This is a genomic window from Bacillus sp. JNUCC-22 (assembly GCF_018861275.1).
Lineage (GTDB): Bacteria > Bacillota > Bacilli > Bacillales > Bacillaceae > Bacillus > Bacillus velezensis.
On the sequence record NZ_CP076408.1, the window covers coordinates 2,874,597 to 2,891,642 of the forward strand.

Sequence of the window (17,046 nt, forward strand, 5' to 3'; positions counted from 1 at the left end):
TAGATAGAGGAAAAACCGGCTGATGTCCAGCCGGCTTTTTTCCTTTACAGTTCTCTTCTTAATGCAGTCAGAACGTTGGTTTTTGTCGCTTTGCGGGCCGGATTCATACCGGAAATCACCGCGACCCCCGCACAAATGACAACTGCGATCACAACGAGGCTGAGCGGGATATAGGAGAAGGTATAATGAAGATCTTCGGCTCCGGTGTTTCCCCCTACCGCTTTCAAAATAACCGGCACAGCCAGATTGACGGCAAAACTCACTCCGTAAGAAATGATAATCCCGATGACAGAACCTAATATCCCGATATAGGCGCTTTCCATCAGGAACATTCTGCGGATGATGGACGGGCTTGCGCCAATTGCTTTCATAATCCCGATTTCCTGCGTTCGTTCCGTCACCGCCATCGTCATCGTATTGAAAATACCGATGGCAGAAATCACGACGGCGATAAAGCCGACAAAGATCAGGCCGATTTTAAAGACAAGGAAAAAGGTGTTGACGCCCTTCAGCTCGGTAGTGACAGATCTGACATAAAAGCCGTCATTCGTGAGGTCATGGGTAAGCTGATCGACATGATCGAATTTGTCCGCATACACATTGATGCTTTTTTCCGCATTTCCATTCTTCAGATCCAAGAATGTTGAGAAGTCTTTCTTGAATTGATCACTCACAAAAATATTTGTATCCTCCATCCAATCTTGGGACGGTTTTTTTGTAATTCCGACTACTTTAAAGTCGTACGTTTTCGTTTTCTCAACGTCTCCGTCTTTGTTTGTTTTGGAGATGCTCAGCTGTATCGTTTTATTAAGCAGGTCTTTCGTATAGCCTTTTGGTTTTTTCACCTCCGACATGTCGCCTTGGTGATCATTTAACTCTTTGTCGTAAGCGTCAGCCTCTTTTTTCGTCAATAGGTTCTTCGCAAAATCATAGCCGACCACGATTTCATTCTCTGTACGGGCGACTCTTCCCTGATCAAGCTCCATATTGGCTTTGACTTCATCGTTCATGTTTGTCAGCACAATGGCTGAATCTTCATTTGTTCGGTTTCCCAATGACGCTTTGTTCGGTTCATACACTTGTGTTCTTTCAACGACAGACTTGACATTTTTATACTTTTCCAAGTCTGATTTCTTCACGGCTTTTCCGTTCTCTTGGCCGAGCACATTGATTTCCGTAACAATCTGCTGGCTCATCGTAATGTCTGTAATCGTTTTTTGGATGCCGAATCCGACGGAAGCCAGCACCACTAAAAACGCGCACGCCATTGTCGTCGCCAGCACCGTCATGAAAACACGCAGCCGGTTTTTCTTCATATTTCTTCTGATAAAGTGAATCTGATCCTTAAATCTCAACAGTAACGCCCCCTTTTAATACACCGTCATGCAGCTGGAATTTTGAATGCGCGATCGAAGCGACTTCATCGTCATGCGTAATGATGACAAATGTAATCCCGCGCTCCCGGTTCAGCTGCTGAATTAATGCAAGCACCTCAAGTTCCGTTTCTGAATCAAGGCTTCCCGTCGGCTCATCAGCTAAAATAATTGACGGATTTAAAATCAGGGCTCTTGCGATACTGACACGCTGCTGCTGGCCGCCTGACAGCTCATTCGGATAATGATTCGCATGATTCTCAAGTCCGACCCGTTTCAGCATGTCCGCGACTTTCTGCTTGCGTTCAGACGGTTTGACGCCTTTTAAGGCAAGCGGCATTTCAACATTTTCATAGGTTGTCAGACTCGGAATGAGCTGAAAACTTTGAAAAATAAAGCCGAAATGCCCGAGGCGGAACTGCGCCCACTCTTTTTCACTGAAGCCCGTCACATCAGTGCCGTTAATGACGATACGGCCCTTCGTCGGCGCTATGTATCCGGATATTAAATTCAGAAGCGTTGATTTTCCGGAACCGCTCCGACCGACGATACAGGCAATTTCCCCTTTTTCAACGGTCAAAGAGACATCCTTCAATACCGGAACCTCACTCTCTCTGCCTTTCCTGCCGATTTTAAATGAATGATCAATATGCTGTACTTCTATCACGTACACCACTCCCCCTTATATCTGTTTCGTTTTTTTATAGATGAAGTAATAACTGATGAAAAACCCGATAACCGCGCCGATAAGCATGCCGAATATGTAACCGGTATACGAACCGTTATAAGCATATCCGCATACCCCCGCACTTCCCAGCATACTGAGCACCATGACGAGCACTTGAATGGTGCGTTCAATGTGTTTGCTTAGGATAAAATGTCCGCTTCGTTCACTCGGCATTTTCAGGAAATTCACATAGCCGAATAGATAGAAACAAAATCCCATTAATGCGGAGATTAACAATGCGTGTTTCATGTAATACATCCATGATGTATGGAAGTAAGCGGCAGGCATGAAATAGATCAGAAATCCGCTCCAAGGGAAATCAATATCCGGCACAGCCTGCCTGCCAAAAAGGAACTCAGCGTTTAACAGGTAAATCGTCATAACCACGATCGGAAAGACGGAAACCGTGAACGCTGTGATCAGCTGCGCCGCTAAATTGCCCGTTATCGTGCCGGCAGCTGTCACTAATGCATAAATCATCAAGCTGATGACCAGCATCCCTGCGCTGAATGATTGAAAATGATGGACAGCGTCAGGTTTAAGCGCTAGAAACAATATGTCAGATACTCCGTAAGAAACAAATTGCGAGCCGGCTAACACGGCTGCTCCCAAGAAAAACTTCGTATGAAATATCCGGCTTCTTGAATACGGAAGACTCAGTGTAAACATCCTTTCAGCCCGGCCTCCTCTTATCAGAAAAAGCCCCATCATAACCGGAGGAATGAAATGAAGCCCAATCAAATTCCGATTGCTGTAATCAATGCTGAACGTACAAACTGAACCTGAATATTGATGAAGCGCACTCAAACAATCCTTATAGTGAAAATACTCATTTATAATTGCCAAAGGGCCTAAAATAGCTAAGAACCCCGCTGTAAGGAGCAGCAGCGTCTGCCGCTGCTTCCATTCTTTATAAAGCAAACCGCTAATCGGCACCTTGCCTTCCTCCAAACTGCTCATTTTCAAACAGATCTACATATGCTTTGACTTCCTGTAAACCGTAAAATAACTGATGAAAAACCCGATAATCGCGCCGAAGATAATGCCGGCTAAATAGCCGAACATCGTGTCTGTGACCCCATATCCGAAAACGCCGAAACCCATAACGGCAAAGGCAATCACCAAGATTTGCACCGGCCGGTCCAATTTTCTCCAAAGAAAGAATCTGCCGTTCCGTTCATTCGGATGTTTCAGAAAGCTGACGTAACCGATCAGATAAAAGACAAGGCTCATCACCATCGGAATGATTAAAACCAAATCCCTTTCTCTGATCCATTCGTTAAACACATATCCAATAGGGGTTACAAATATAAAAAGACGTGATTCGATATAACTGCTGATAAAAGAAAATTGATCTCCCACACTAAAATCGAAAACGACCTCTAAATTCGCGGCCGGCAGACCGATGAGTAAAAAAGGCAGACTCGTTACGGTAAACGCCGTTAACAGCTGGGCGAATACATATCCCGTTATTGCTCCGGATGCCATTAACAAGGCGTAAGCCATAAAACTGATGACAATCATTCCGATTGAGAAATGATCAAAATCGTACGTATGGCTCGGTTTCAGCAAAGATATCAGCAAAGACGCCGCTCCATAGCCTATCGCCTGGGGAACAACAATGACTGCTGCGCCAAGCCAGAATTTCGTCTGAAAGATTTGGCCTCTGCTGTAAGGCATGCTTAACAAGGCATCCATCGTTCCCTTTGTCCGTTCCAAGCCTAATAAGAAGACGGCAATGATGACACTCACAATCCAGCTGAAGGAAAGAAGCGATCCATTCGTATAATTGACAACGAATTCACAATCTTGAAGAGCTGGGTTATTCAAACATTCTTGATATGTTGAGTAGTTGTTATAAACCAAAAAAGGGTTTGCCGCCATTAAAAGAATGCCGCTGCATAAAAACAACCACTGATTTTTCTTCCATTCTGTGTACAACAATCCCCGCGGTATCATTCCGGTCCTCCTCTCTTACACATGCTTCGTTTTTTTATATATGGCAAAATAACTGACCAAAAATCCGATCGCTCCTCCGACCAGCATCCCGGCCACATACCCTGTCATCGTCTGTCCCGTCGAGTACCCCGCCAGGCCAAAACCGAGAACGGCGATTATAATCACCACAATCTGAATGGGCCGGTCAAGCTGTCTCCAGAGAAAAAAACGGCCGTTCCGTTCCGCCGGCTGTCTGACATAGCAAAAGTACCCGATGGCATAAAATACAATGCTCATCACTGCCGGGATGATTAATATATACTTGCTGGCAGATACCCAATCTGTATCTATGTACATGATCGGAATCAAGTATTGAAAAAGATTGTTTACTTTGAGATAAGCCTCGACTGACGGCATCAGCTCATACATGCTGACTCCGAAGATGACTTCTACATTGGACAGCGGCAGCGTAATAATCAGGTAAGGCGCTATCGACACAGTAAACGCCGTTAACAGCTGGGCGAACGTATTGCCCGTTAAGCAGCCTGCACTCGCGACCAATGCAAAAGCCAAAATACTCACAATAATCTCTCCGACGCTGTAATGGTGGAAGAAATATACGCGCTCAGGCTTTAACAGAAGAATGAGCAGCTCAGCCAGCCCGTAGCCGATCACCTGAGCGCCGGTAATGACCGCCGCCCCGAGCCAAAATTTAGTGTGAAACACCTGAGCGCGGGAATAAGGCAGACTGAAAAGCGCATCAATCGTTCCTTTCGTACGTTCCAGTCCGAATAAGCAAACCGCTAAGATGACAGCGGGCGCCCAGTTCAAGTTCAGCATTCCGCTATCCAAAGAATTCACATAAAACTTACAATATGCTCCGTGGGTGTCCAGACAGCCTTGATAAACCAGATAGGTATTTAACACTTCAAATGGATTGACCGCCGCTAAAAAAATGCCGACCATCACAAGAACAGTTCGATTCTGCACCCATTCCCTGTACAGCAATCCCCTGTCTACCATCTCCGGTTCCCTCCAAACTTCGCGATGAAGACCTCTTCTAAGTTCACAGGAAGTTCATTCCATACTTTCGGCCGCAGCTCTTGCAGAAAGTTCTTTTTCTTCTCATCGTTCTTTTGAATCAGCACCGTATAAAACACACCGGCATGGTCGAGAATCGGTATGTTTTGTTCTCTGATCTTCAAGGCGACGTCCTCTTCAAATGCCATTTGGATTTTCATGTACTCTTCCTTCATATCATCCAAGTCCATCACATTCGTCAGCTGATTTCCTTCCAAAAATCCGATCCGGTTGCACATTCGCTCAATATCTTCTAAACGGTGTGAAGTAATCAGAATACTCGTTTCCCGTTCAGCCACTTCATCCACCATAAGCTGCAGCACGTCATGACGCGTTACGGCGTCAATTCCGTCCGTCGGTTCATCCAAAAGGATAAGAGCCGGGCGTGAAGCAAAGGCAAGGACGAGCGCTAGCTGTTTTTTCAGGCCTGTCGATAATTCACGGTATTTCTTCGTTTCCGGAATGCCGTACCTGTTCATCAGCTCATTGGCGTAAGTCACATCAAAATTCGGATAGATTCTGCTTACAATCGCAACAAGCTGTTTATATGTATACTTGTCATAAAAAGGATTTTCAACAGGCATATAAATGATGTTCTGTTTTACTTTCGGATGCCGCTTTATTTCCACCTGATTAAATAAAACCGTCCCTTGATCCGGCAGCAGAATCTGCTGAATGAGCCGGAGCAGTGTTGTTTTCCCTGATCCATTTCGCCCGAGCAGCCCGAAAATTTCCCCTTTTCCGATGGTGAGCGAAATATCCTTGAGCACTTCTTTACCGTCTATCGTTTTTGAGAGATTCCGCAATTCAATCATGATCCTTGCCTCCTTTCACATCAGCGCTGATTTCCTTTATCCATTCCTGCAGCTTCTCCAGCTCAACTCCCGCGTAATGGGCATCGATGATGAGCTGTTTCAATTGCTCTTTTATCATCGTCATCTTCCCTTCAACCAATGTCGTTTTTGCATTCTCCGATATATACGTTCCTCTTCCCCTCAGCGTTTCAATGACACCATCGCGTTCGAGCTCCTTGTACGCTTTGCTGACTGTGTTCGGATTGGCGATAATGATCGTTGCCAATTCCCTGACAGAAGGAAGTTTATCCCCCGGCTTCATGATCCCTTTTAAACAAAGCTCTTTCAGTTGCTGTATGATCTGCTCATAAATCGGAGTTGAGCTTCTCGGATCGATTTGAATCATTTACTTCCCTTCTTTCTTTTACGAGCTGCTCTCTTTCTTTAAATGTTCTGCCATTGAAAACCGATGACGACAAGAACGACAAACAGACTGCTGGCCAAAACCGAGGCGGCGATAATAAGAGGCACATCTTGTTTTACGGATCTTTTGTTTTTCATGAAAGTTCCCCTTCCCTATGCTTAACATTTATATGTCGATTTCATTTTTTGAGTGTTTTATGTGTATTACATCAAGTAGTACACATAATACAATAAACACACTCAGGCCTATTGTCAATTCTTTTTTTAAAAGAAATACAAAAAACCCGCCGGGATTCCGGCAGGTTTGCTGAACCATTTAAAACGGCGCGGTCAGTAATCAAAATTACGCTGCAAAATCATATTGTTTTGCAAGGTCTGCAGCTGCAATCTCATTCGATAAAGCTGCTCTCTTTGCTGATCATTCGCAGATAATGACAGCTTGTTTAATTCATTCACCGCGTTTTCAAGCATCATTTGCGCTTCACTGTACTCATTATCATTATAATGCTCTTGTTTCGAAGCGGTCATAAATTGCTCATTCGCAAATTCATACGCCTGTTCGCTTCTTTGGAGATGTTCATCTACTGATTGTCTTGTTGCCAACGAAACCCCTCCTCAGTGAATGGGAAATCAAACTTAGTTTGAGCGGACCAAAAATAATAACACCCGAAGGTTGCAGGAAAGAGAACCAAATTTTCCGAGTTTAAGCTAAAGGAATGAGAATCCTGCCCGCAGTCATAATAAACAAAAGAAAGCCGCATCCTGTTTTCAGATTGTGAACCCCCATCATTCATGCTACAATTTTAGGATGCATCTGATGTGAGGGAGGCTTTTTGAACATTGAACGAGAATAACCCTTTTCCTTATTCAAATACGGAAAAACGGTACCATACATTAAATTATCATCTGCGGGAGCATTTCGGGCATAAAGTGTTTAAAGTCGCGCTTGACGGCGGTTTTGACTGCCCGAATCGGGACGGCACGGTTGCACACGGAGGCTGCACATTCTGCAGCGCGGCGGGCTCCGGCGATTTTGCCGGCAATCGGGCCGATGACTTACTCACGCAATTTCACGATATCAAAAACCGCATGCACGAAAAGTGGAAAGACGGCAAATATATCGCATATTTCCAAGCGTTCACGAATACGCATGCCCCGGTAGAGGAGCTGCGTGAAAAATTTGAATCCGTCCTCAAGCTTGACGGCGTTGTCGGCATGTCGATCGCGACCCGTCCGGACTGCCTGCCGGACGATGTCGTGGAATATTTGGCCGAACTGAATGAGCGGACATATTTGTGGGTTGAACTCGGGCTGCAGACCGTGCATGAGCGGACCGCCCTTCTGATCAACCGCGCCCATGATTTTGACTGCTATGTTGAAGGTGTCAATAAACTGAGAAAACACGGCATCCGCGTTTGTTCCCATATCATTAACGGGCTTCCGCTTGAAAACAGGGACATGATGATGGAGACGGCCAAAGCCGTCGCTGATTTGGATGTGCAAGGCATTAAAATTCACCTGCTTCACTTATTAAAAGGCACACCGATGGTGAAGCAATATGAAAAAGGAAAGCTGGAGTTCCTTTCTCAAGAAGAATATGTAAGTCTTGTATGTGATCAGCTCGAAATCATTCCCTCGGAAATGATCGTTCACCGCATTACGGGAGACGGGCCGATCGAATTAATGGTCGGACCGATGTGGAGCGTCAATAAGTGGGAAGTACTGGGCGCCATTCAAAAAGAGCTGGAAACACGGGGAAGCTATCAAGGAAAGCTCTTCAGAAAGATCGGGGAGGAGACCGCCCTATGACCTTGATGCACATCCTCCCTTTCAGTAAAGAATTGCTGAAGTCCGCCGCACAGGAAGGTGATATCACGGTTGACGCGACGATGGGCAACGGACATGATACATATTTCCTGGCCGGCCTTGTCGGTGAGACAGGACATGTCCATGCCTTTGATATTCAAGCGGACGCACTCGCTAAAACGAAGGAGCGGCTCGGTGCCGACTTCAGTCCGCGCGTCACGCTTCACCATAAGAGCCATGATCAAATAAAGGCATCGCTGCCTGAGGATGCGCACGGTCGTGTGGCTTGCGCCGTGTTTAATCTCGGCTATCTGCCCGGCGGCGATAAAAGCATTACGACAAACGGCCACTCAACCATTTCCGCGATCGAACAGCTCCTTGAACTGCTGAAGGAGAACGGGATGATCGTTCTCGTTGTGTACCACGGGCATCCTGAAGGCAAGACGGAAAAAAGTGCATTACTGGAGTACTGCAGCAATCTTGATCAGGAAAAAGCGCGCGTGCTGAGCTACGGCTTTCTCAACCAGCGAAACGACCCGCCGTTTATTATAGCGATTGAAAAGAAATCTGCCGGCAAATAAAGAATCGGCCTGTCATAAGCGGGCCGATTCTTTTTGTGTTTACTTTTTCTGAAAAATCAATTACTATGAAGTAATGGAAAAAAGTTCATCTTTTAAGTGTAACATCTGGGAGGAGCGGCAGTTTGAATATTCTTCGCATCATATTTTCAAGTGTTCCCTATGTGATGTTCGTCATCATTTTATCAAGACATTTAGGATTTGAGTTCGCAAAAACCTATTACTGGTGGTTTGCTGCATTTTTTGTCATCGGGCTGATCGGCAAATTCGCAATGCACCTTGCGGCAAAAAAGAAACCGTTAAAAAAAGAGACAGCGTAAAATGCGCATGTCTCTTTTTCATCAGAAATATTAAGCGTAAGCACTTTCACCCATTACGAACTTTTCGTCCAAGCCATCTTCTGAAATTTGCGGTAGGCTCTTCCGTTGATATAAAAGAAAAATGACGTTTTTCCGCTAGCCCTGATCAGCTTTCGCGCGAGGCGGCCCATTTCTTTTTGGCCGGCGACTTTGTCATCGGATAAATAGACGCCGAGCAGCCCTCTGTTGATCAGCCGGTGAAAATTTTCATGCGGAATGCCTTGCAAATGTTCATCCGCTTTTTCAATAAAATGCTGCAGTCTCTGCATCATTTCTTCATGAGACTGATAATACGTACAGAAATTCAGATCGCCTTCAAGCAGATCCTCTTCCTGGTCAATTAAATAATCAAGCAGTATATGCAGCCCTTGTATGTACGGAAAATAACTGCTGCGGATTTTCTCAGCGGTATGTTCGTTAAAATCAGGCTGGAATGAGTAAGCAACGAGACAGAAAATACCTAACGTCGATCCGGCGCAGGCCGAGAACTCAAACCACTCCATTTCCGGAAGCTGTGACCGGTACTGCTCAAACCAGGCTTTAAGCCTCGGAACGCGTTCATGCTCAACGACATGCTTATGAACCTGAAGGTCGCAATAATAATCACACAGCTCAAGCAAATAAGGTTTAATGATACCGTAATGTTCTATTGACCCGAGCACCCGCTGGCATGTTCTGACCAGCTCATGAAGATAACCGCCGTCATCCCGCTCGTCTCTGTACTGATAGTACGGCCGCACCTCGGCACCGACCGTCAGCGCGTCACGCATGGAGAGATGAAGCATGCGGAAGTCCTCGGGATCAAGCGAGGTGCTGCGGTCGCACAGATTGTCCAGATAATCACTGATTGTCTGATACGCGATGATAAATTGCACGCATTTTTGTTTCTGTTCTCCCGAAAGCAGGGCTAAAATGCCGCCGCCTTCACAATGAAACGACTTATCGCGGATACTTGCGGCCGCCTGCTGCCGCAGTTCGGTATTTTTAATGGAATCTGATTTTTCCCGCCACATGTTCAATTCCTGATGAACGAGCGGAAAAATTTCCCGATACACTTTTGCCATAAGGTTAAAAGGATGTTCCGGTACTGTCAACATATGCACCCCCAGCGAATTCAAATATACTGATCTGTAAAGGCTTTTGCCGCCTTAAACACAGTTTCTCTTTCCGGTTCATTAAAAATTTCATGATAGAGCCCTTCCCATTCCCGGTACGATTTATTATGGGAAGCCACACCGGAAAACCATTTGCGGACCTTCATTTTATCGACGATTTTGTCATCACCGCCCTGCATAAGCAAAAGCGGCACCTTTAAAAACGCATCAGTCGGCACCATAGCGGCATCAATGGTTTTTAAAAGCTCTCTGTACCATCTTACGGATACCTTCGTGACATATAAAGAATCGTTTTGATCCGCTTCAATCATATCCGCATTCCTCGTTGCCATATCAGGTGATAAACCGGAATCCACTCTGAGGGACGGAGCGAGGACGTTCAGTCCTTTAGACGCAAAATCAAGGACTTTATTGACTTTTATTTGCAGACCCAGACAAGGTGATGATAAAATGAGTGCCGTAATGCGGGGATTTCTCTGCTGCTTAAACCATTCTATCGCAATCAGTCCGCCCATGCTGTGGCCCAAAAGGAAAACGGGCGCTTCAAGCGTTCTCGCTTTATCAATCCATATATCTACTTCATCAATGTATTCTTGGAAAGAGCGAATATGCCCTCTGGCGCGGGTCGACGTTCCCTGACCGGGCAAATCGCCCATCACCACGTTATATCCGGAAGATCTCCACATTTCAACGAGCCATTTATAACGTCCGTGGTATTCGCTTGCCCCGTGGATAATGACAATGGTACCGACGGGCCTGTCTGCTTTCCAAGTCCACATGCAGTTCACCTCTTACATAAATTTAGAGAAAGAAGGATGAGACATGATAATCTACCCTTATAAACAATTTACGCCTGACATACATCCTGAAGCGTTCATTGCGGATAACGCCGTCATTACGGGCGACGTCGTGATCGGAGAACAATCAAGCATTTGGTTCTCAGCCGTCATCCGGGGGGATGTTGCGCCGACAAGGATCGGAAAAAGAGTCAGCATACAAGACTTGAGCTGTCTGCATCAAAGTCCGAACCGCCCGCTTCTTATTGAAGATGACGTCACGATCGGCCATCAGGTTACACTGCACAGCGCAATCATCAAAAAGAATGCTTTAATCGGTATGGGCTCCGTCATTCTTGACGGGGCGGAAATCGGAGAAGGCGCGTTTATCGGCGCCGGAAGTCTCGTTCCTCCGGGCAAAACCATTCCTCCCGGCTGTCTTGCGTTCGGCCGGCCCGCAAAGGTTATCCGCCGGCTGACAGAAGAAGACATACGGGACATGGAAAGAATCAGAACGGAATATGTTGAAAAAGGCCGATACTATAAAACACTGCAAGAGAAATAAAAATAGATCAGCTTTGTTTTACTACTGTACCATTTTTCAAAATATTATTTAAGTAAAAACCATTTGCATTCTCCCGATTGTCAGGAAACAGAAGCAAAATGTTCAGGAATTTGTTTTATTCTTCCCCCGCCGGCCCGATCCTATGAAAAAAAGAGCCCATGTCCCGGGCTCTTTTTTACGCTTTTTCGGCGAATGTCTGTCCGTTTTCCAGACCTATGTCTTTTCTTTTATGGAAACCTTTCCCGTAATAGGCGGCTAATAATATGCCGAACCAGACAGGCCCGATGATGACGGCCACCCGGGTCTCTGCATTAAAAGCCATCAGCACAACGACAAAAGCGAGAAATGCCAATGAGATATATGAGGAAAAGGGATATAAAGGCATTTTATATTTCAGTTTTTTCCGTTGTTCCGGCTGTAAGCTTTTACGATATTTCATTTGGGAAAGCAAAATAATCGACCATGTCCAAATCGCCCCGAACGTCGCAATGCTCGTCACCCACGTAAACACTTTCGCCGGCACCACGTAGTTCAGCAAAACGCCGATGCATAACGCGCCCGCTGAAACCAATACCGCTTTTCCCGGCACACCGCCTTTTGTGACCGTACCGTATGCTTTCGGGGCTTCATTTTGCTCCGCGAGATTGAACAGCATGCGCCCCGTGCTGAAGATCCCGCTGTTGCAGGAAGAAAGGGCCGCCGTCAATACGACAAAATTAATGATTCCGGCTGCAGCAGGTATTCCGATTTTTTCAAATGTCAAAACAAACGGGCTTCCGCCTGAACCGATTTCCTGCCACGGATAAATTGACATAATGACAAACAAAGCTCCGACGTAAAAAATGAGAATGCGCCAAAAAACAGTATCTATGGCCCGCGCCAGTGATTTTTCAGGATTTTTGACCTCACCGGCTGTGACACCGATCAGCTCAATCCCGAGATAGGCAAACATGACCATTTGAAGCGACAGCAGCACCCCTTTAATCCCATTCGGGAAAAAGCCGCCGTGGCTCCATAAATTGCTGATTCCGAGCGCAACGCCTCCGTTTCCGAGACCGAATACGATCATCACCAGACCGATCGCGATCATTGACAGAATCGCCAAGACTTTAATGAGCGCAAACCAGAATTCAAGCTCACCGTACGCTTTGACCGCCAGAAAGTTGACAGCCGTCATAATGACGAGTGCACAAAGCGCCCAGATCCATGACGGCACGTCAGGGAACCAGTAGCCCATATAAATGCCGACCGCGGTGATTTCGGCCATGCAGGTAACAACCCATAAAAACCAATAATTCCAGCCTGTTAAAAACCCGGCAAGCGGACCGAGGTAATCTCTGGCATACCGGCTGAATGAGCCGGCTACAGGCTTTTGAATCGCCATTTCCCCTAATGCCCGCATAATAAAAAACATAATCAGTCCGCTGCAGGCGTAAGCGGCTAAAATCCCCGGCCCGGCAAGCTTTATGGCAGAAGCCGACCCGAGAAACAGCCCGACTCCTATCGCGGCGCCCAACGACATAAGCGAGATATGCCGCTCTTCCAAGCCGCGGTGAAGCGTTTTTTCTTTGTTTTGCATAACTCTCCCTCCCCCTGATTTTGACAAAGAAACAACAAACCGAGACGAAATAGCCAGAAAACTCTTTCCGGAATCTACCCGATTAGTCCTATTATAACCTTTTTCTGAATATTGCGTAATACTTTGTCGAAAACAGAGCGGAATAGACGGTTTACAAAAAACAATAGAAAAAAGGCTTTCGATAACTCGAAAGCCTTTTGGATTAAACGAAAATGACTTCTTTCGGCTGATGATTCAGCTCTTCCGGCACCAGTCTTTTTTCGACATTGATGCTGTGCCAGATCATGAAGATCAGCACGGTCCAGATTTTGCGGCTGTTGTCCGCTCTGTCGGCACAATGATCTTCCAGAAGCTGAAGGACATAATCCTTTTCAATATAAGCGTCTGTTTCACTTTCGCGAATGATGTTGCGAACCCATTCGTTCATTTCATTTTTCAGCCAGTGGCGGATCGGCACAGGGAAGCCGAGTTTTTTGCGGTTAAGCACATGATCAGGCACTACCCCTTCAGCAGCTTTGCGCAGAAGGTATTTCGTCGTGCCGTTTTTCGTTTTCAATTCATCCGGAATTTTTGAAGCTACGTCAAACACGACTTTATCAAGGAATGGCACGCGCAGTTCCAATGAGTTGGCCATCGTCATTTTGTCAGCCTTTAACAGGATGTCGCCGCGCATCCACGTATGGATGTCAACATACTGCATTTTATTAATGTCGCTGTATGAACGGCTTTCCGTAAAGTACGGCTTCGTGACATCACGGTATGAAAGCTCTGGATTGTAATGTTTGAGCAGCTGTTTTTTCACGGGCTCTTCAAAAATCTTCGCATTACCGATATAGCGCTCCTCAAGCGGTGTGCAGCCGCGGACTAAGAGGCTTTTCCCTCTCATTCCTTCAGGCATGACGGACGCCACATGAAGAAGCATTTTTTTCAGACCGGACGGAATGCGTTCAAACGGTTTAAGCGAAAGCGGTTCGCGGTAAATATTGTACCCGCCGAACAGCTCGTCCGCGCCTTCCCCGGATAACGCGACCGTTACATGTTTTTTCGCTTCTTTCGCGACAAAGTACAAAGGAATCGCCGCCGGATCTGCAAGCGGGTCATCAAAGTGCCAGACGATTTTCGGAAGCTCGTTCATATACTCCTCGGGAGAAATGACTTTGCTGATGTTTTCAATCCCGAGCGCGGCAGCCGTTTCCTTCGCTACGTCAACCTCACTGAAGCCCTGCTGCTCAAAACCGACGGAAAATGTTTTAAGGCTCGGGTGAAATTCTTTCGCAACTGAGACGATAAAAGAAGAGTCGATACCGCCGGATAGAAACGAACCGACAGGCACGTCACTTCTCATGTGAACTTTGACAGAGTCAAAGATTGCGTCTCTGACTTCTTTCACCAATTTATCTTCATCAGACTGAACAGGCTTAAAGTTCGCTTTGAAATATGTTTTAAACGCGATGTCGCCTTCCGGACGGATCGTAAACTGGCTGCCCGGCTCGACTTTTTTCACTTCAGCGTCAAGCGTGCTCGGTTCAGGAACGAATTGGAAAGACATATATTGCTGTAAAGAAGCTGTATCAAGATCAATGCCGTTTTGAGCGGCCATTAAACTTTTTCTTTCAGATGCAAAATATACTTTGTCCCCGATGGTTGTGTAATACAGCGGTTTAATGCCGAACGGGTCTCTCGCGCCGTACATGACGCGGTCAGCTTTGTTCCAGATTAAAAACGCAAACATTCCGCGAAGCTTTGAAGCGGCTTCTTCTTTATAATGACGGTATGTCGCAAGGAGCACTTCGGTATCGGAATCTGTATTGAAAGTGTAGCCTTTCGCTTCAAGCTCTTCTCTCAATTCAATGTAGTTATAGATTTCGCCGTTAAAAATGATCCAATATTTTTCGTCTTCATATGATAAAGGCTGTCCGCCGTTTTCTACGTCAATAATACTGAGCCGTCTGAAGCCGAATCCGACGTGCTCGTCATGATAATACCCATCGCTGTCAGGACCGCGGTGAACGATCATTTGGTTCATTTGTTTGATTAGCTCTTCTTGATCTGCGGTTTGAGTTAATGGATGCTTATTAAAAACACCGACAAATCCACACATAGTATAGCCTCCATAAGTGTAATTTTCTAATTGGACCCCCTTTTTATAGACGCTTTGTTACGCCATTGGTTTCACGCTATGTAAAAAATAAGCATGGCAGCATCTACAAAAAGGGAAAGCCGCTTAAGTAAGCGGCTATAAAATTATTCTCCTAGTGCTTCTTTGCGAAGCGCATCCGCCTTGTCAGTACGCTCCCAAGGAAGATCCACATCATGACGTCCGAAGTGGCCGTAAGCAGCTGTCTGCTTATAGATCGGGCGGCGCAGATCAAGCATTTTAATAATGCCGGCAGGTCTCAGGTCGAAGTTATTCCGTACGACTTCGATCAGTTTTTCTTCAGAAGCTTTTCCTGTATCAAATGTATTGATGGAAATAGAAACAGGCTGTGCCACGCCGATTGCGTATGCAAGCTGCACTTCACAAGAATCAGCAAGACCTGCTGCCACGATGTTTTTCGCTACGTATCTCGCAGCGTATGCCGCAGAACGGTCTACCTTCGTCGCATCCTTACCGGAGAATGCACCGCCGCCGTGGCGTGCATATCCGCCGTATGTGTCAACGATGATTTTACGGCCGGTCAGACCCGCATCACCTTGAGGTCCGCCGATTACGAAACGTCCCGTAGGGTTGATGAAGTATTTTGTCTCTTCATCGATCAGTTCCTCAGGCACGACTGGGTTAATGACATGCTCTTTCAGATTGCGCTGAATCTGCTCAAGCGTAATTTCCGGGTGGTGCTGAGTCGAAATGACGATCGCGTCGATGCGGACCGGCTTGTTGTTTTCATCATATTCAACGGTAACTTGCGTTTTGCCGTCAGGGCGAAGGTACGGAAGAATGTCTTCTTTGCGGACTTCGCTCAAACGGCGGGCTAATTTATGCGCCAAAGAGATCGGAAGCGGCATAAGCTCTTTCGTTTCGTTACACGCATAACCGAACATCAGGCCTTGGTCTCCCGCTCCGATTGCTTCGATTTCAGCATCGCTCATTGTGCCTTCACGCGCTTCAAGAGCCTGATCGACACCCATTGCGATATCCGCAGACTGTTCATCAATTGATGTTAAAACAGCGCAAGTCTCCGCATCAAATCCATATTTGGCGCGTGTGTAGCCGATTTCTTTAATCGTTTCACGGACTGTTTTCGGAATGTCAACGTATGTTGATGTAGTAATCTCTCCGCTTACCAGCACAAGTCCTGTCGTTACAGATGTTTCGCAGGCCACGCGCGCGTTCGGGTCATTTTTTAAAATCTCATCTAAGATACTGTCAGAAATTTGGTCACAGATTTTGTCCGGATGACCCTCAGTAACAGATTCAGATGTAAATAGTCGACGGTTTTTACTCATTCACTTTTCCTCCTGAAAAAAGATCTTTTGCAAGACCTTCTCATATGATACGGAACTCGCTCCCTCTTAATACAATGTCATACTATATCAGAGAATGTTAATTGGCATATTTTATGAAATAAAAAAACCTTTTCCACTCGAGGAAAGGGTTTGGTCTGTGTGCCTTTCACTCTTATCGCTCAAGGAAAATATTAAACCTTGCATCAGGTTAGCACCTTGGTTTCCCACAGTGTTTTCACCTGCTTTTTTACAGAGAAACCGGTTGCTGGGCTTCATCGGGCCTGTCCCTCCGCCAGCTCGGGATAAGAGTATCCGCTCAATGAAATATCTTATCGTAAAAGGGCGGAAAGTGTCAATATGAATTAAAGCGATTACGCGCCTTTATTTCGGGAAGCAATGGAAAAACACAAACAAAAAACCTCAAATAGTATAGATTATTTTCAGATATATGTTATACTAATTCCACATTCAGCGAAATACAAATAA

At 45.9% G+C, this 17,046-nt stretch carries 18 protein-coding genes and 1 riboswitch; of the genes, 4 read left to right on the forward strand and 14 right to left on the reverse strand.

Annotated features, from left to right (window positions below):
- Positions 1-44 precede the first annotated feature (44 nt).
- The 9 genes from JNUCC22_RS13870 to JNUCC22_RS13905 form a co-directional block, all read right to left on the reverse strand.
- Positions 45-1,355, reverse strand: coding sequence for an ABC transporter permease (locus JNUCC22_RS13870; protein ID WP_020956235.1), 1,311 nt, complete (start codon positions 1,353-1,355; stop codon positions 45-47).
- On the reverse strand, positions 1,345-2,040 hold the full coding sequence (locus JNUCC22_RS13875) for an ABC transporter ATP-binding protein (protein WP_007408816.1): 696 nt from the start codon (positions 2,038-2,040) through the stop codon (positions 1,345-1,347). Before JNUCC22_RS13875 ends, JNUCC22_RS13870 begins: the two co-directional genes overlap by 11 nt.
- A gap of 15 nt (positions 2,041-2,055) precedes the next feature.
- Entirely contained in the window at positions 2,056-3,036 is a 981-nt protein-coding gene (locus tag JNUCC22_RS13880) for an ABC transporter permease ytrC (RefSeq protein WP_039063489.1), read from the reverse strand.
- Positions 3,037-3,072: 36 nt separating this feature from the next.
- On the reverse strand, positions 3,073-4,059 hold the full coding sequence (locus JNUCC22_RS13885; RefSeq protein ID WP_076851338.1) for an ABC transporter permease: 987 nt from the start codon (positions 4,057-4,059) through the stop codon (positions 3,073-3,075).
- 15 nt (positions 4,060-4,074) lie between these two features.
- Entirely contained in the window at positions 4,075-5,061 is a 987-nt protein-coding gene (locus JNUCC22_RS13890) for an ABC transporter permease subunit (protein ID WP_020956238.1), read from the reverse strand.
- Complete coding sequence (locus JNUCC22_RS13895; protein ID WP_020956239.1) at positions 5,055-5,933, reverse strand: ABC transporter ATP-binding protein; 879 nt, start codon at positions 5,931-5,933, stop codon at positions 5,055-5,057. The genes JNUCC22_RS13890 and JNUCC22_RS13895 overlap by 7 nt, the downstream gene beginning before the upstream one ends.
- Positions 5,926-6,318 carry a GntR family transcriptional regulator YtrA gene (gene ytrA / locus JNUCC22_RS13900; protein ID WP_003152275.1) on the reverse strand — a complete coding sequence of 131 codons (393 nt, stop codon included), beginning with the start codon at positions 6,316-6,318 and terminating at the stop codon, positions 5,926-5,928. Before ytrA ends, JNUCC22_RS13895 begins: the two co-directional genes overlap by 8 nt.
- A 38-nt stretch (positions 6,319-6,356) precedes the next feature.
- Positions 6,357-6,473 carry a hypothetical protein gene (locus tag JNUCC22_RS19550; RefSeq protein ID WP_003152273.1) on the reverse strand — a complete coding sequence of 39 codons (117 nt, stop codon included), beginning with the start codon at positions 6,471-6,473 and terminating at the stop codon, positions 6,357-6,359.
- A gap of 192 nt (positions 6,474-6,665) precedes the next feature.
- Entirely contained in the window at positions 6,666-6,938 is a 273-nt protein-coding gene (locus JNUCC22_RS13905; RefSeq protein WP_003152272.1) for a YtzC family protein, read from the reverse strand.
- A 237-nt stretch (positions 6,939-7,175) separates the two neighbouring features.
- Here JNUCC22_RS13905 and JNUCC22_RS13910 point away from each other — a divergent pair, with 237 nt between their 5' ends.
- The 3 genes from JNUCC22_RS13910 to JNUCC22_RS13920 all read left to right on the forward strand — a co-directional run bounded on the left by JNUCC22_RS13910 (position 7,176) and on the right by JNUCC22_RS13920 (position 9,039).
- Complete coding sequence (locus tag JNUCC22_RS13910) at positions 7,176-8,144, forward strand: tRNA modification radical SAM protein MnmL/YtqA (RefSeq protein WP_038459575.1); 969 nt, start codon at positions 7,176-7,178, stop codon at positions 8,142-8,144.
- Positions 8,141-8,722 carry a tRNA 5-(aminomethyl)-2-thiouridylate-methyltransferase MnmM gene (locus tag JNUCC22_RS13915; RefSeq protein ID WP_007408823.1) on the forward strand — a complete coding sequence of 194 codons (582 nt, stop codon included), beginning with the start codon at positions 8,141-8,143 and terminating at the stop codon, positions 8,720-8,722. Before JNUCC22_RS13910 ends, JNUCC22_RS13915 begins: the two co-directional genes overlap by 4 nt.
- A gap of 122 nt (positions 8,723-8,844) precedes the next feature.
- Entirely contained in the window at positions 8,845-9,039 is a 195-nt protein-coding gene (locus tag JNUCC22_RS13920) for a hypothetical protein (RefSeq protein WP_003152265.1), read from the forward strand.
- Between the two features lie 53 nt (positions 9,040-9,092).
- Here JNUCC22_RS13920 and JNUCC22_RS13925 read toward each other — a convergent pair whose 3' ends face one another.
- Positions 9,093-10,172, reverse strand: a complete 1,080-nt coding sequence (locus JNUCC22_RS13925) for a tetraprenyl-beta-curcumene synthase family protein (protein ID WP_031378716.1) — start codon at positions 10,170-10,172, stop codon at positions 9,093-9,095.
- 20 nt (positions 10,173-10,192) lie between these two features.
- Positions 10,193-10,972 (reverse strand): alpha/beta hydrolase, encoded by a 780-nt coding sequence (locus tag JNUCC22_RS13930; protein ID WP_003152261.1) that lies wholly within the window; start codon positions 10,970-10,972, stop codon positions 10,193-10,195.
- Positions 10,973-11,018: 46 nt separating this feature from the next.
- Between JNUCC22_RS13930 and JNUCC22_RS13935 the strand changes: the two genes are divergently transcribed.
- Complete coding sequence (locus tag JNUCC22_RS13935; protein ID WP_025285156.1) at positions 11,019-11,534, forward strand: gamma carbonic anhydrase; 516 nt, start codon at positions 11,019-11,021, stop codon at positions 11,532-11,534.
- Positions 11,535-11,709: 175 nt separating this feature from the next.
- Here the strand turns inward: JNUCC22_RS13935 and alaP are convergent, their stop codons facing one another.
- The 3 genes from alaP to metK form a co-directional block, all read right to left on the reverse strand.
- Positions 11,710-13,113 carry an alanine permease AlaP gene (alaP, locus tag JNUCC22_RS13940; protein ID WP_007408827.1) on the reverse strand — a complete coding sequence of 468 codons (1,404 nt, stop codon included), beginning with the start codon at positions 13,111-13,113 and terminating at the stop codon, positions 11,710-11,712.
- A 202-nt stretch (positions 13,114-13,315) separates the two neighbouring features.
- Positions 13,316-15,214, reverse strand: coding sequence for an asparagine synthase (glutamine-hydrolyzing) (gene asnB, locus JNUCC22_RS13945; RefSeq protein WP_003152255.1), 1,899 nt, complete (start codon positions 15,212-15,214; stop codon positions 13,316-13,318).
- A 143-nt stretch (positions 15,215-15,357) separates the two neighbouring features.
- Entirely contained in the window at positions 15,358-16,560 is a 1,203-nt protein-coding gene (gene metK, locus JNUCC22_RS13950; protein WP_003152253.1) for a methionine adenosyltransferase, read from the reverse strand.
- Positions 16,561-16,729: 169 nt separating this feature from the next.
- Positions 16,730-16,869: riboswitch (SAM riboswitch) on the reverse strand.
- Positions 16,870-17,046 lie beyond the last annotated feature (177 nt).